The sequence below is a fragment of the Massilia sp. LXY-5 genome (genome assembly GCF_059801075.1).
Genome location: NZ_JBNNEH010000002.1, coordinates 1,017,774 through 1,032,209 on the forward strand (window position 1 = coordinate 1,017,774; position 14,436 = coordinate 1,032,209).

Below are 14,436 nucleotides of genomic sequence, written 5' to 3' on the forward strand. Positions count from 1 at the left end.
AACAGTGGGCGGCACCGGAAGTGCCGCCTCCCCATTCTAGCGCGGGCGTGTCTGCGCGCACTGTGCCATGCCGGCGCGCGTGCGCCGGTGTTGCGTTTTTACCCGAGCGACCAGACGTACTGGACCGGCACCCAGGCACGCGCCGGCTTGCCGCCGGCAAGCGCCGGCGTGAAGCGGCACTTGGCGATCGCGGCGCGTGCCGCCTCGTCGAGCGAGGCGTCGCCGCTCGACTGCGCAACTTGCGCTTCGGCCACGCTTCCGTCGGTATCGATCAGGAAGCGCAGCGAGGTCGTTCCTTGTGCGCGCCGGGCCAGCGCCTCCGCCGTATATTCCGGTTTGGCGCAGGAATTGAACTGGGCAATCGGCTTCCTGCTGAGCGAGGCGTCGCCGGTGGCGTCGTGGGCCGTTGCCGTCCCGGCGCAGCCGGCGATGCAGGCCGTCGCCATGGCCAGGACCGGAAGCGCGGCTTTCCAGGTCAGTGCTTGCGTTTCGGGACGAACCAATCGTTTGATGCGGGTCATGAGATCTCCTCCGTTGGCCGCCTGGGCCAGGTGCTGGGTTGAGAACTGGAGACGTTCCAGTTCGGAAAGCGCAAGGGCCAGGCGCCGCGGTTCGCCCAGTTGTCTTGCCGCGATATCGTCCGCAATCTGCTCGCGCTCGACACGGATGCGGTGCGAGAGCCACCAGACCACGGGGTGGTAGAACAGGATGGTTTCGATCAGGCTCTGCGCCAGGTTGACCAGGTAGTCGCAGCGGCGCACGTGCGCCAGTTCATGCGCCAGCAGGGCCTCCAGCAGCTGCGGCGGCATGCCGGAGATGAGCGACGCCGGCACCAGCACCACCGGACGCCACCAGCCGGCGGTAACGGGACTGGACAGCGTGTCGACCACCCGCAGGCGCAGCGTGCGCGTGATGCCGAACTGCGCGGCCATCGTGTCCAGGCGCGCCTTCCAGTGCGGGTCGGTGCGCTCGGTCCTGGCGGAGCGCCGGATCCATACCAGGCCGAGCGCCAGGCGCAGGCTGAGCGCAGCGGCGCAGGCTGCCCAGCCGGCGACCAGCCAGGCAAGGTGGGCCTGCAGGAAGCCTTGCCAGCCGCCGCCAGCCGCGCCGGTGCCAGAGAAGATTTGTCCCAGTACCGGGGTGCCGCTTGCGCCGGATGGGCCGCCGTTCAGGCGCGCGACCAGTTCGACCGCAGGCCACAGCAGGCACAACAGCAGCTGGACGCAGGCGACCGCGTAGCGCGTCTGTGGACGGGCCTTGCGCAGGCCGATCATCGCGCAGGCGGCCTCCAGCCCGATCAATGCACACTGCCAGACGGAATCGAGCAGGGTGGCGCCGATATGGCCGACGAGCTCCTGGCCGGTCATGGCTCGTCGTCCTTCAGCAGCTTTTCGATCTCGGCGCGTTCCTTCTTGGAGATGCCGCTTTTCAGGGCCGCCAGCACCAGCGCCTTGGCCGAACCGGCGAAGGCCTTCTGCATCAGGTCTTTCAGTAAATTGGTTTGCAGCGAATCCTGGGGCTGGGCCGGCGTGTAGACGTGCGAACGTTCGCTCTCGTCGCGGCTCAACAGCCCCTTGGTGTGCATGATCTGCATGAGGCGCAGCACGGTGGCGTAGGTCACCTCGGGACGCGTCTTCTGCATCGCCTCGTGTACCTGGCGCGCGGTCGCGGCGCCGAGCGGCCACAGCACCTGCAGGAGGTCGAGTTCGGCCGCGGTCGGCTTGGGAATGTCGGCAGGTGTGGACATGGTGCTTCCTTCAGGGACAGGCTGGATGAATCTAGAATATCTTGTCTAGAAAAGATTGTCTAGATTATTTCGCTGCCGTGCCGGCCCTGCCTGCAGTGGCTTTATTTCTTCTCGATCTTGCCGTGCACCTCATTGACCATCATCAGCGCCGCCGAGCCATAGAACTTGTGGTACTCGGCAACCATTTCGCCGTTGATGATGACCGGGTCGGTGGCGACCCAGGTTTTCGCGGTTTCGATATCGGGCGTGTTGAAGACGAAGATGCCGCGCCGGCCTTCCTTGCCGTCGAGCGGGCCGGCCAGCACCAGTTTCTTTTCGCCGGCGAGCTTGCCCATGTTGGCGAAATGGCCCGCGAACATGGCCTTGCGTGCCTCGCCGTCGGCCATCTTGTTCGGGCCCGTTTTCAGGATGACCAGCACGTATTGGCGCATGCCGCGCTCATCGGCGCCCAAGGATTTGGCGAGCTCGGCGTCGTAGGCGGGGGCGGTTTGGGCCGCTGCCGCAAAGGGCAGGGCGAGCAGGGTGGCGAAGGCGAAAGTGGACAGGCGCATGGTGTATCTCCGTGTTGTTATGCCGCGGAGGGTAGCATGCGGATATTCGGGCGGCAACGCTAAGGGTCGGCGCTCGGGTATGCCGGAGCACGAACGCGTGGGCATCCCCACCCTACGTTACACGGCAGCCGCAGGCCCTTGCGTAACCTAGGGTGGGCCTCCCGAGCCCACGCGTTCCAGCCCGTGCGCACGAACGCAAGCAACAAAAAACCGCGCCGAAGCGCGGTTTTTTGATGAGACACGAAGAATCAGGCAGCTTCGCGGATCGGCGGCACGTGCTTGGCGTGATCTTCCACATAGTGGCCCGACAGCACGGCATCCATGCGTTCGTGGTCCAGCTCCTTTTCCCACTTCGACACCACCACCGAGGCCACGCCGTTGCCGACGAAGTTGGTCAGGGCGCGGCATTCGCTCATGAAGCGGTCGATGCCGAGGATCAGGGCCATGCCGGCAACCGGGATGGTCGGCACCACGGCCAGGGTCGCGGCGAGGGTGATGAAGCCGGCGCCGGTGATACCCGAGGCACCTTTCGAGGTCAGCATCGCCACGGCGAGGATGGTCAGTTCCTGCATCAGGGTCAGTTCGGTGTTGGTTGCCTGGGCGACGAACAGGGCGGCCATCGTCATGTAGATGTTGGTGCCGTCCAGGTTGAACGAGTAGCCGGTCGGAACCACGAGGCCGACGACCGACTTCGAGCAGCCGAGCTTTTCCAGCTTGCGCATCAGGGCCGGCAGGGCGCTTTCCGAGGAGCTGGTGCCGAGCACGATCAGCAGTTCTTCCTTGATGTAGCCGATGAACTTGAAGATCGAGAAGCCGGTCAGCCTGGCGATGGTGCCGAGCACGACGACGACGAACAGGCCGCAGGTCAGGTAGAACGAACCCATCAGCTTGGCCAGCGGGATCAGCGAGGCCAGGCCGTATTTGCCGATGGTGAAGGCCATGGCGCCGAAGGCACCGATCGGGGCGACCTTCATGACGATGTTCACGACGCCGAAAATGACGTGCGAGAAGTCTTCGATGATCTTCGTCGTCGCACGGCCGCGTTCGCCGAGGATGGACAGCGCGGTGCCGAACAGGATCGCGATCAGCAGCACCTGCAGGATGTCGCCCTTGGCGAAGGCATCGACAAAGGTGTTCGGGATGATGTTCAGCAGGAAGTCGACCGTGCTCTGGTGCTGGGCCTTCTCCGTGTACTGGGCGATTGCCTTGGTGTCGAGGTGGGCGACGTCGACGTTGAAGCCGGCGCCCGGTTTCGCGATGTTGGCGACCAGCAGGCCGATGATCAGGGCAAAGGTCGAGACGACTTCGAAATAGAGCAGGGCCTTGCCGCCGACGCGGCCGACTTTCTTCATGTCCTGCATGCCGGCGATACCGGCGACGACGGTGCAGAAGATGACGGGGGCGATGATCATCTTGATCAGTTTGATGAAGCCGTCTCCGAGGGGCTTCATCTCGGTGCCGAGCTTCGGATAGAACACGCCGAGCAGGACGCCAAGGACGATGGCGGTCAGCACCTGGACATACAGGATTTTATAAAAGGGCTTTTTCATGACAACTCTTCATGAGAGGTTGGTGGTGTCGCCATGATCACCAAATCTCACTATAGCCGCTATTGTGGATATCCCCAACCCGTGTGAATGCCGGTCATGCGCCTGCGTGATATGCGCAACGCGGCAGCGCGGCGTCCCGTGCCACCGCGCCTGGCGCTAACGAGGTACATCGTTACGGTGGGCCCGGGGCGCCCACCCTACGTCGCCGCTCATGCGTTCATTCAATAAGCGGCATCACGGCCGCTTATATACCTTGCCGCCTTTCATCACGAAGCCCACCTTGCGCAGCGCGGCGATATCCGCCGTCGGGTCGCCCTCGACCGCGACCACGTCGGCCAGCGCGCCCGGCGCCAGCTGCCCCAGCTCCTGGCCCTTGCCGAGTATCCCGGCCGCGACCACGGTGGCCGCTCGCAGGGCCTCCGTCGGCGTCATCCCGAGCCGCACCATCCACTCCAGCTCGCGCACATTGGTGCCGTGGGTGAAGACACCGACGTCGCTGCCGTTGCCGATCACGACGCCGACCTTGCGCGCAAGCTGGAAGGCGCGCGCCGCCTCCTGCATGCCCGGGGTCGGTGGGCCGCCGCGCACGTGCTTCTGGAAGTATTCGCCGATGGCTTCCGGCGCCGTGAGCGTCGGCACGTAGGCCGTGCCGCGCTCCTTCATCAGGCGGAAGGTCGCCTCGCTCGCTCCATAGCCATGCTCGATCGTGTCGACCCCGGCCAGCACGGCCAGGCGGATCGCGGCGTCGGTGCTGGCGTGCGCCGCCACCTTGCGCCCGGTGACGTGGCTGGCTTCCACCATCGCCTTCATCTCTTCCAGCGTGAAGGTGGGGCGGCTGCTGCCGTCGACGCCGGTCCGGTAGTCGGCATAGAACTTGATCCAGTCGGCGCCGTGCGCGCTCTGCTCGCGCACCGCCTTCGTGGCTTCAATGACCCCGGTCGCTTCCTGGGCGCCGTAGGGAATCTCCATGTCGGGCCGGTAGCTGCGCTCGGCCGGGCCGTAGCTGAAGCTGGCCACGATGGCTTTCGTCGCGATCAGCAGGCGCGGGCCGGGCACCACGCCCCCTTCGATCGCGCGCTTGATGCCGACGTCGGCATAGTTCGCGCCTTCGGTGCCGAGGTCGCGCAGGGTCGTGAAGCCGGCCTGCAGGGTGTCGGCAGCGTGCTTGCCGGCCAACAGGGTGCGGTACTCGACCTGCTCCTTGATCACCTGGTCGTCCCAGGTCGTCTCGTTATACGGGTGCAGCAGCACGTGCGAGTGCAAATCGATCAGGCCCGGGATCAGGGTCTTGCCGGGCAGGGAGACGCGCTCGGCATCCGGCGGCACACCGATCGCATCCGCCGGTCCCACTTCCTTGACCCGGCCGTCGACCACCAGCACCGCCCAGCCGGCGTGGGGCTTGCCCTCTCCCGTCCAGACACGGTCCGCGCTGAGCAGCAGGCTGCGCGGATCGGCCGCGTGGGCGGCGGCCGCAAGCAGGGTGAGGGTGGTCAGCGCTACGGTGTGCAAACTGCGGGTCCAGGTAGGCATGGCGTTATTGCTCGAGTTGTGAGAACGCCATCATAACGGAGCCGGCAGCGCTTGCGTACGGTATGCTGGCGGCCACATTCATCGATCGAGGGACACATGGGGCAGGAGGACGCGCGCGTCAGGGCGCTGTTGAAGGAAGCCGTGGCGTTGCACCAGGGCGGCAAGCTGATTGATGCGGCCGCGCGCTACCGGCACGTGCTGGACATCGCACCGCGCCAGTTCGATGCGCTGCACCTGCTCGGCGTCATCCAGCGCCAGCAGGGCGAGGCACAGGACGCAGTGCGGCTGATCGAGACGGCGCTCGCGATCGATCCGGGTCAGGCTACTGCCCACTGCAACCTCGGCGCCGCATTCCAGGACCTGGGCCGTAGCGGCGAGGCGCTGGCCAGATACGACACGGCGCTGCGCCTGAACCCCGGCTATGCGCTCGCCTGGAGCAACCGCGGCAACGCCTTGCGCAAGCTCGGGCGGCTGCCCGAGGCCGTCGGCAGCTACGAGCGCGCGCTGAGCCTGCGCCTTTCCTACCCGGAAGCCTGGTGCAACCGCGCGATCGCGCTGCTCGAACTGGGCGAGGCGCAGGCGGCGCTGGAGAGCTGCGAGCAGGCGCTGCGCCAGAAGCCTGCCTATCCCGAGGCGGCCTGCGTGCGCGCGAACGCCCTGTTCCAGCTGCGTGCCTTCGACGCGGCCTTGCGGGCCTATGACGATGCAATTGGCGCCGATCCGGATGCACCCGAAGCGCACACGGGACGCGGCCTGACCCTGCTGAAGCTCGAGCGGCCGCGCGAGGCGCTGGCGTGTTTCGACGCTGCGCTGCACCTGCGGCCCGGCCACGCGGCGAGCCACCAGCAGCGTGGCGATGCGCTGCTGGCCCTGCACCGGCGCGAGGAAGCGATCGCCGCCTATGAACAGGCGCGCGCGCTTGCCGAGGACACGGGCGGGATCGACTTCGCGCTGGCCGCGCTCGGCGTCGGCGCGGCGCCGAAGCAGGCCCCGGCCGGCTACGTCAAAGCCCTGTTCGACGGGTACGCCGGCCATTTCGAGCGCCACCTCACCGGGGTGCTGGGCTACCGCACGCCGGCCCTGGTCGACGCGGCCATCAGGCGCCATGTCCAGGCTGCCGGTCTCGCTACCGTGGACCTTGGCTGCGGCACGGGCCTGTGCGGGCCTTTCCTGCGCCCGAACGCGCGGCACCTGACCGGCGTCGACCTGTCCGGGAACATGCTGGCACAGGCGCGCGCGACCGGGCTGTACGACGAGCTGGCATGCGCCGACATCGGCGCCTTCCTCGCGGCGCGCCCGCGCAGCTTCGACCTGGCCGTGGCCGCCGACGTGCTGGTGTATTTCGGCGACCTGGACGCCTTGTTCGCCCAGGTGCGCGGCGCATTGCGTCCCGGCGGCTGGTTCTGCTTCTCGACCGAGGCGGGCGCAGAAGGCGCGGTACCGGAGTATGTGCTGCAGCCGTCGAACCGCTACGCGCACTCCATGGCCTACCTGCGGCGCCTGGCGCTCGGGCACGGCTTCAGGCTGGTCGAGGCCGAAGCCGCGGTCGTGCGCAGCGAGAACGGCAGCGAGGTCGCCGGCCACTTGCTGCTGATGCGCGCGGCCTGAAGAGGGCAAAGGCGCCGGCGGCTCGGCCAGAACCCTCCACGCGTTTTGCGGTCCAATCCTCCCCGCGTGTCGGCATTGATTGCCTGTCTTGCGGATCGGATGCCGATGCGCGGCTTTTAATACGCCGACGGATTGGAGGATCATCATGTCAACAACACGCTTTGAAGAACCATCCAGGGAGAGGCCGGCAGCACCGGGGGCCGCAAGGGCCGCTTCGATTCTCGCCCTGTCCGTGATGCTGGGAACGGCCGCGCCCGCTGCGCTCGCCGATTCGATTCCAGTCGAGATGCTCGACCCGAACCTGCAGGTCACGACCTGGCTCGGCGGCCTGACCACGCCGATCGGGATCGCCTTTATCGGCACGGACGACGCCCTGATCCTGGAAAAAGCGACCGGCCAGGTGAAACGGGCCACCGGGGGTGTGATCCGGGCGACGCCCGTGCTCGATCTGGCCGTCAATTCGGCCTCGGAACGCGGCCTGCTCGGTATTGCGCTGCATCCGGATTTTCCGGCCCTGCCTTTCGTCTACATCCGCTGGACCGAGAGCTCGACCGGGCAAGACACCAGTGTGCTGAGCGAGGTGCCGCTGCTGGGCAACCGCATCGACCGCTTCATCTGGGACGGCAGCAGCCTGCGCATCGATCCGAACTTCGCAACCGTGCGCCTGCGCGCAAGGCAGAGCGACAATGTCGCCGTCAGCGGCCATGAGGACGCCGTCAACCCTGGCGAATACGGCAACCATAACGGCGGACAGATGCGCTTCGGTCCCGACGGCAAGCTGTATGTCTTCACGGGCGACCTCGGGCGGCGCGGGCATATGCAGAACCTGGTCATCGGTCCGTTCCGCTCGCCATCCTTCCACGACGATACCTTCGGCGGCCCGGCGCCCGACAGCGAACACCTGTCCGGCGTGGTCCAGCGTTTCAACGACGACGGCAGCACGCCGCCGGACAACCCTTTCTACGGCATCGGCACGCTCATCGGCGGCGACACCGGCGCGCGGTTGCGCACCGTCTTTTCCTATGGCCATCGCAACAGCTTCGGCATGGCCTTCGATCCCTACGGCAGCGCCCTGTGGCTGACGGAAGACGGGGACGACGCGTTCAGCGAAGTGAACCGGGTTGTCGCGGGCATGAACGGCGGCTGGATACAAACCATGGGACCGCTCAGCCGCCATCCCGAGTTCAAGGGGATCGAAACGACGATGTTCGCGCGCGACCTGCAGCAGCTGCGCTATCCGCCCACCCGCCTCGCGGACACCGCCAAGGGCGCCCGTGCGCGCATGGTCATGCTGCCCGGCGCGACCTACGAGGATCCGCAGTTCAGCTGGCGCTATGACGTCGGGCCGGCGGGGACGGCCTTCGTACGGGGCGACGCACTGGGCGCCGAATACGACGGCAGTCTGTGGATCGGTTCGGCCCGGCCCTACGCGCCGACCACCACCACCGGCGGCAGCCTGTACCGGCTGCGCCTGAGCCCGGACCGGCTGGCGGTCGACGTGAGCGCCGATGCGCGCCTGGCCGACAAGGTGGCCGACAACCTGGGCAAATTCGAGCCCACCGAAAGTGAGACCCTGCTCATCGGCAGGGGTTTCGGGGTCACGCCCGACATCGAACAGGGACCGGACGGCAAGCTGTATGTGGTGTCGCTGACCGACGGCGTCATCTACCGCATCGGCCGCGCCGCCGCGCCGCCAAGCGCGACCCGATGAGCACATCGTTCCGGGGCGCGTGGCGGCGCCCCGGACTTGTTCATCGCATCAGCGGGGGACCGGTTTGGTCCTGACCGCGAGGCACAGCGCTCCGGTCAGCAGCGCCAGCGCCACGTGCATGCCGTACAGCGGAAGGAAGTCCGCGCGGGTCAGCTGTGCGTGCCCGACCAGCAGCACGGTGACTGCCACCCCCAGCACCGAGCCAAGCTGGCGCGTGGCCTGGTTGACGGCGCTGCCGACCGCATACTGCGCCGGCGGCAGGCCCGCGACCGCGGCTCCCGACAGCGAAGGCAGCACCATGCCCACGCCGATCCCGCTCAGGAACAGGCCCGGCAGCCAGTGCGTCGCATAGGCCGGCTCGATGCCGGGCACCAGCAGCAGCCACAGGCCGCTCGCCGCATACACCAGCGAACCGATGACCAGGATGGGACGATGGCCGGTTTTCGCCGCGATGCGGCCGGCGACGATCGCGGTCGGCACCACCATCAGCGGTCCCGGCGTGACGGCCAGGCCCGCCAGCGGCAGGCTGAAATGCCAGATCCGCGTCATGTAGGAGAAGAAGGCGAAGAACATCATTGCAAATGCGGTGCCGAAGGCGAGCGTGGCCAGGTTGACGGCGCTGTAGCTGCGGTTGGCGAACAGGGCCAGGTCGACCAGCGGCGCACTGCTTGTCCTCGCCCAGGCGACGAAGGCGCCGAAGGCGATCGTGCTGGTCGCGGCCAGCGCCGACAGTTCCAGCCGGCTCCAGCGCGGCGAGTCGAGCTGGGTGATCGCCATCGCCAGCGCGCCGACGGCGACGATCAGCAGCAGCATGCCCACCACGTCGATGCGGGCCTTCTTGCCGGAGACCTGCGCCTCGCGCAGGCGCAGCGCGCCGAACCAGAGCGAGACCGCGCCCAGCGGCAGGTTGATGTAGAAGGCCCAGGGCCAGCCCAGGTGCTCGACGATGGTCGTGCCCAGGCTCGGACCGATGGCGGCGGCCAGGCCCCCGACCGCGCCCCACAGGCTGACCGCCACCGTCCGCTTCTCCTTGGGGAAGGCGTCGAGGATGATCGAGAGCGAAGCGGGCGTCAGCAGCGCGGCGCCCAGCGCCTGCACCACGCGCGCCGCGATCAGCAGGGGCACGCTGCCGGCCATGCCGCAAGCGGCCGAGGCGGCCAGGAACAGCGTGACCCCGAACAGGAATACGCGTTTGCGGCCATGGGCATCGGCCAGGCCGCCGGCGGGTATCAGCATCGTCGCATACACGACCGTGTAGGCGTTCAGCACCCAGGACAGGTCGGCCGGCGTGGCGGCGGGGAAGGCGGCGGTCAGGGCGCCGAAGGCCGCGAACAGCACCGTGCTGTCGATCGAGACGAGGAAGACGGCGATGCAGGCGATCCAGAAGGTCGGCCAGGGAGACACGGCCGCGCGCGGCACGGTGTCGGTGGCGGCGGGGGCGAGGGTGGGCGTGGTCATGGCGGCTCCGGTCAGCGGGCGAACTCGATGTAGATGCCCGGCTCGTTCGAGAGGCCGCGCTTGATCTGCTGGGTGAGCTCGCCGACGGCCACTTCGCTGGCGCCGCTTTCGAGCGCCTCGAAGGCCTGGGCGGCGACGAAGTCCGGCGCCAGTTTCGGCGCATCGATGCCGCGCGTGAGATCGGTGTCGATGAAACCGACGTGCAGTCCCAGCACCTGCGTACCCTGGGCGCGCAGCTCGTTGCGCAGCCCGTTGGTGGCGCTCCAGGCGGCCGCCTTCGACACCGCATACGCGGCCAGTGCCGGTGCGCTCAGCCAGCTCGCCACCGACAGCACGTTGAGCAGGGCCCCGCCGCCGTTCGCTTTCAGTACGGGCGCGAAGGCGCCGCTCACGCGCAACAGACCGTAGACATTGGTCTCCATCATGCGCGCCGTGGATGCGATGCTGTCCTCGCCCAGCAGCCCGCCGAAATCGGCGATGCCGGCATTGTTGACGACCAGGGTGACGTCGCCGCAATCGGCCGCGGCGGCCGCCACCTGCGAGGGATTGCTCACGTCGAGCGCGACCGGCACCAGGCCGGGCAGCGTGATCGAGGCCGGGTCGCGCGCGGCGCCATAGACCTTGCGTGCGCCGGCGGCGAGCGCGTGGCGGGCGAAAGCCAGGCCGAGGCCGCGGTTGGCGCCGGTGATGAAGACGGTGGCGTCCTTGAGTTTCATGGTCGTTCCTTTCAGGCTGGGTGTTGGAATATGATGGTCGTCATATTTGTGCATCAAAAAAGGCCGCGGGGATGCCGCGGCCCGTGTTCAGTCGGCGTCGTACTGGGCGATGAGTGCGGCGCGGGTGGCGGGGAGCAGCGCGCGGCCTTCGTCGCCGAGGGCGCGCGCCATCTGTACGGCGCCCACCAGGCTGGCGGCAAGCAGGAAGGCGCGCTCGGGCGGATCGGTTGGCGGCAGCGCCGCGCGTGCGCGCTCGACCAGGGCCGCCACGCGGCGGCGCGACACCGCCAGCAGCTCTTCGCTCTGGCGCGGCATTTCCGAGCCGAGTGCGGCGACCACGCAGCCGCGCTCGCTGCTGGTGACGTGCAGGTCGGAGAGATAGGCCTCGACCAGCGCCCGCACCGGACTGGCGCCCGCTTCCTGCAGGGCAGCGATGCGCCGCGACAGGCTCTGCGTACTGTCGCCGGCCGCATGCTCGAGCGCCGCCGACAGCAGGGCGTCGCGCGACTTGAAGTGGGCATAGAAGCCGCCGTGGGTCAGGCCCGCTTCCTTCATCACCTCGGCCACGCCCACGCCGGCATAGCCCTGGCGGCGCAGGGCGCGCGCGGCGGCGTCGAGGATGCGGCCGTGCGATTGTTCGCGGCGGCTTTGTTTGGTGTCGGCAGTCATGGCATCGGTCTGCAAATATGATGGTCTTCATATTATGACTGTCATATTCGCGCGTCAAGCGATATATTTGACAGCCTGGACCACGGAACGGACGTCCTGTCGATGCGCCGTTGAGGCCCAAGCTTGCCCTTGATACATTGTTCCCTTCGAAAACTATTCTGGAGTGATCGGATGAGAACGATCCGTGTGCAGCGCAGCGTGGCGCTTGCCTTGCTGGCGCCGCTGCTGGCCCTCGCCTGGCCCTTGGCCGCGCGGGCGCAAATCGACTTGACGGTGCTCGACCGCGACATGGCCGGGCCACGCGCGCAGGTACTCGTGCTCGGCACCGTGCACCTGCGCGCCATGCCGCCCAGCTTCGATCCCGCCGCGCTCGATGGTGTGCTCGACCGGCTGGCAGCTTTCAAGCCCGAGATCATCACCATCGAGACCGAAAACGGCGAAGAGTGCGACCTCGCCGCGCGCCATCCGGTGAAATACGGGACCGATTACTGTCCACCGGTCGACGCGGCCCGCGTCGCGACGGGGCTCGAGGCGCCGGCGGCGATGGCGGAGGCGAACAAGCTGCTCAAGGCCTGGCCGGCGCAGCCGACGCCAGCCCAGCGCCGCCGCCTCGCCGCATTGTTCCTCGCGTCCTACGACAACGCCTCGGCCTATGTCCAGTGGCTGCAGTTGCCCGCGAGCGAGCGCCGTCCGGGGGACGGCCTGGACGCCGCGCTCGTCGAGCAGCTCGTCAAGCTCGGCAAGCGCAACAACGAGAGCTACCAGATCGCCGCACGCCTGGCCGCGCGGCTCGGCCTGGCGCGCGTGCATGCAGTCGACAACCATACGGGCGACCTCATCGACGTCGCCGATAGCACAGCCTTCGTGCGTTCGATCGAGGCCGCCTGGGCCACCGGCGGCGCCTTCAAGAAAATCGAAGCGATCGAGGAGCCGCTCAAGCGTGCGCCCGACCTGCTGCCGCTGTACCGCTCCATCAACGCTCCGGACCACCTGCGCGCGCTGGCCGAGGCCAACGTCGTCCCATCGATGCGCGCGGTATCGAAAGAGGGCTATCCGCAGATCTGGGTCGGCGGCTGGGAAGTGCGCAACCTGCGCATGGTGGCCAACATCCGCGAAACCTTCCGCGAACGGCCGGGCGCGCGCGTGCTGTCCGTTGTCGGCGCCTCGCACAAGCCGTGGTTCGACAGCTGGCTGGGGCAGCTGCAGGGCGTGGACATCGTGGACGTGGAAAAAGTCCTGAAATGAGCTCGCTTACGGCTGCCCGGCCATGAAGCCCGCCAGCTCGGCCGCGACCTGCTGCGCCAGCAGGTGGATGTGAAAACCGTCGACGAAACCGTGATGGGCCTGCACCGAAAACGGCAGCAGCAGGCGCCCGTCCGCTCCATCCTTGAAGCGGCCCCAGGCCAGCGAGGGAATGTCGGGCGCACCGAGGGTCGCCGTCGGATGCTGGATGGAGGTGAAATCGAGCCAGGGGATGCAGGTGATGAAGACCTGGTCCTTGCACTGGCGTGGCGACAGGGCCGCGTACGCGTTGTTCAGTTCCGTCATCGCGCAGGCCTGCTCGCGCGCCGCCACGCCGCGGCGGACGAATTCACGCAGGTCGTCGGTCCAGTCGAACAGGGCGAAATTCAGGTCATTGTGCCGATTCACGACCGTGAAGGAGGGCATCAGGCGGTCGATCTCGATCACCTCGCCGTCGAAGACGCGGTAGCGGAAGTTCGCGATTTTCAGGATCGAGCGCAGCACTGCGCACAGCAGGACGTGGAAGGGCGGCAGGCCATGCTGCCTGCACCAGGGGCGGTAGTCGGGCAGGTCGAGCGTGAAGCAGAGGTTGACCGCAGGGCTGTCCATGCGGTCGAAGAGGTCGAAGCGGTCGCGCCGCTTTTCAAAGTTTTGCATGCGTCAAGGGGTGTTGCAGGGTGGGCTCCGCCCACGCGATATCACGGCATGCAACTTCGCGGCTTGCGCTTCACTTCGCCTGTGTGCTGGCCATGATCCGCGTGGGCGGAGCCCACCCTACGTATAGAAATGATCCGGCAGCGTGGCCGGATCGGTCATGCTTACTGCGCGGCCCAGCCGCCGTCCATGTTCCACGCGACGCCGCGCACCTGGCTGGCTGCCGGCGAGCAGAAGAACACCGCCAGCGCACCGAGTTCGTCCGGCGTCACGAATTCGCCCGATGGCTGCTTCTCGGCCAGCAGCGCGCGCTTGGCCTCGTCGTTCGACACGTTCTCGCGCGCGGCGCGGTCGTCGACCTGTTTTTGCACGAGCGGGGTCAGGACCCAGCCCGGGCAGATCGCGTTGCAGGTGACGCCTGTCTGCGCCGTCTCCAGGGCGGTGACCTTGGTGAAACCGACCAGGCCATGCTTGGCCGCGACGTAGGCCGATTTCTGCGCCGAGCCCACCAGGCCGTGCACCGACGCCAGGTTGATGATGCGGCCCCAGTTTTTCTGCTTCATGCCGGGCAGGGCCAGGCGCGTGGTGTGGAAAGCGGAGGTCAGGTTGATCGCGATGATCGCGTCCCATTTCTCGGTCGGGAAATCCTCGACGGCGGCCACGTGCTGGATGCCGGCATTGTTGACGAGGATGTCGACGCCGCCGAATTTCTCGTGCGCGAAGGCCATCATCGCCTCGATTTGCTCGGATTTCGACATGTCGGCGTTATGGTAGGCGGTCTGCACGCCGAATTCCTGGCCGATGTCGGTGTACAGCTTCTCGATCTGCTGCGCGTCGCCGAAGCCGTTGAAGACCAGGTTGGCGCCCTGTTCGGCCAGCGCACGGGCGATACCGAGGCCGATGCCGGAGGTCGAGCCGGTGACCAGTGCCGTTTTGCCGCTTAGCATATTCGATTTCATTGTTTCCTCTGAAGGGTGGGTGATCGGAGCGAGTTCCGCGG

13 protein-coding genes are annotated in these 14,436 nt (G+C 67.4%); 3 read left to right on the forward strand and 10 right to left on the reverse strand.

What is annotated here, in order from left to right; genetic code table 11:
- Nucleotides 1-98: 98 nt before the first annotated feature.
- The 5 genes from ACI48I_RS08165 to ACI48I_RS08185 all read right to left on the reverse strand — a co-directional run bounded on the left by ACI48I_RS08165 (nucleotide 99) and on the right by ACI48I_RS08185 (nucleotide 5,378).
- Nucleotides 99-1,367 (reverse strand): M56 family metallopeptidase, encoded by a 1,269-nt coding sequence (locus ACI48I_RS08165; protein WP_498573854.1) that lies wholly within the window; start codon nucleotides 1,365-1,367, stop codon nucleotides 99-101.
- Nucleotides 1,364-1,747 (reverse strand): BlaI/MecI/CopY family transcriptional regulator, encoded by a 384-nt coding sequence (locus ACI48I_RS08170; RefSeq protein ID WP_498573855.1) that lies wholly within the window; start codon nucleotides 1,745-1,747, stop codon nucleotides 1,364-1,366. The genes ACI48I_RS08165 and ACI48I_RS08170 overlap by 4 nt, the downstream gene beginning before the upstream one ends.
- A gap of 101 nt (nucleotides 1,748-1,848) precedes the next feature.
- Nucleotides 1,849-2,298, reverse strand: a complete 450-nt coding sequence (locus tag ACI48I_RS08175; RefSeq protein ID WP_498573856.1) for a YciI family protein — start codon at nucleotides 2,296-2,298, stop codon at nucleotides 1,849-1,851.
- Nucleotides 2,299-2,546: 248 nt separating this feature from the next.
- Nucleotides 2,547-3,848, reverse strand: a complete 1,302-nt coding sequence (locus tag ACI48I_RS08180) for a dicarboxylate/amino acid:cation symporter (RefSeq protein ID WP_193685406.1) — start codon at nucleotides 3,846-3,848, stop codon at nucleotides 2,547-2,549.
- 234 nt (nucleotides 3,849-4,082) lie between these two features.
- Entirely contained in the window at nucleotides 4,083-5,378 is a 1,296-nt protein-coding gene (locus ACI48I_RS08185) for a metal-dependent hydrolase family protein (protein WP_498573857.1), read from the reverse strand.
- Nucleotides 5,379-5,474: 96 nt separating this feature from the next.
- On the opposite strand from ACI48I_RS08185, the gene ACI48I_RS08190 reads away from it, so the two are divergent.
- Nucleotides 5,475-6,986 carry a tetratricopeptide repeat protein gene (locus ACI48I_RS08190; RefSeq protein ID WP_498573858.1) on the forward strand — a complete coding sequence of 504 codons (1,512 nt, stop codon included), beginning with the start codon at nucleotides 5,475-5,477 and terminating at the stop codon, nucleotides 6,984-6,986.
- Between the two features lie 145 nt (nucleotides 6,987-7,131).
- On the forward strand, nucleotides 7,132-8,697 hold the full coding sequence (locus tag ACI48I_RS08195) for a PQQ-dependent sugar dehydrogenase (RefSeq protein WP_498573859.1): 1,566 nt from the start codon (nucleotides 7,132-7,134) through the stop codon (nucleotides 8,695-8,697).
- A gap of 48 nt (nucleotides 8,698-8,745) precedes the next feature.
- Here the strand turns inward: ACI48I_RS08195 and ACI48I_RS08200 are convergent, their stop codons facing one another.
- The 3 genes from ACI48I_RS08200 to ACI48I_RS08210 form a co-directional block, all read right to left on the reverse strand.
- Nucleotides 8,746-10,155: an MFS transporter gene (locus ACI48I_RS08200; protein WP_498573860.1), complete on the reverse strand. Its 1,410-nt coding sequence runs from the start codon at nucleotides 10,153-10,155 to the stop codon at nucleotides 8,746-8,748.
- 11 nt (nucleotides 10,156-10,166) lie between these two features.
- A complete protein-coding gene (locus ACI48I_RS08205; RefSeq protein ID WP_498573861.1) occupies nucleotides 10,167-10,871 on the reverse strand; it encodes an SDR family oxidoreductase in 705 nt (234 codons plus the stop codon).
- An 87-nt stretch (nucleotides 10,872-10,958) separates the two neighbouring features.
- Nucleotides 10,959-11,540 (reverse strand): TetR/AcrR family transcriptional regulator, encoded by a 582-nt coding sequence (locus tag ACI48I_RS08210; RefSeq protein ID WP_498573862.1) that lies wholly within the window; start codon nucleotides 11,538-11,540, stop codon nucleotides 10,959-10,961.
- A gap of 171 nt (nucleotides 11,541-11,711) precedes the next feature.
- On the opposite strand from ACI48I_RS08210, the gene ACI48I_RS08215 reads away from it, so the two are divergent.
- Nucleotides 11,712-12,785, forward strand: a complete 1,074-nt coding sequence (locus ACI48I_RS08215; RefSeq protein WP_498573863.1) for a DUF5694 domain-containing protein — start codon at nucleotides 11,712-11,714, stop codon at nucleotides 12,783-12,785.
- A 6-nt stretch (nucleotides 12,786-12,791) separates the two neighbouring features.
- Here ACI48I_RS08215 and ACI48I_RS08220 read toward each other — a convergent pair whose 3' ends face one another.
- Both ACI48I_RS08220 and ACI48I_RS08225 read right to left on the reverse strand, forming a co-directional pair.
- A complete protein-coding gene (locus ACI48I_RS08220) occupies nucleotides 12,792-13,439 on the reverse strand; it encodes a CatA-like O-acetyltransferase (protein WP_498573864.1) in 648 nt (215 codons plus the stop codon).
- Nucleotides 13,440-13,600: 161 nt separating this feature from the next.
- Entirely contained in the window at nucleotides 13,601-14,395 is a 795-nt protein-coding gene (locus ACI48I_RS08225) for a 3-hydroxybutyrate dehydrogenase (RefSeq protein WP_498573865.1), read from the reverse strand.
- Between the last annotated feature and the right edge of the window lie 41 nt (nucleotides 14,396-14,436).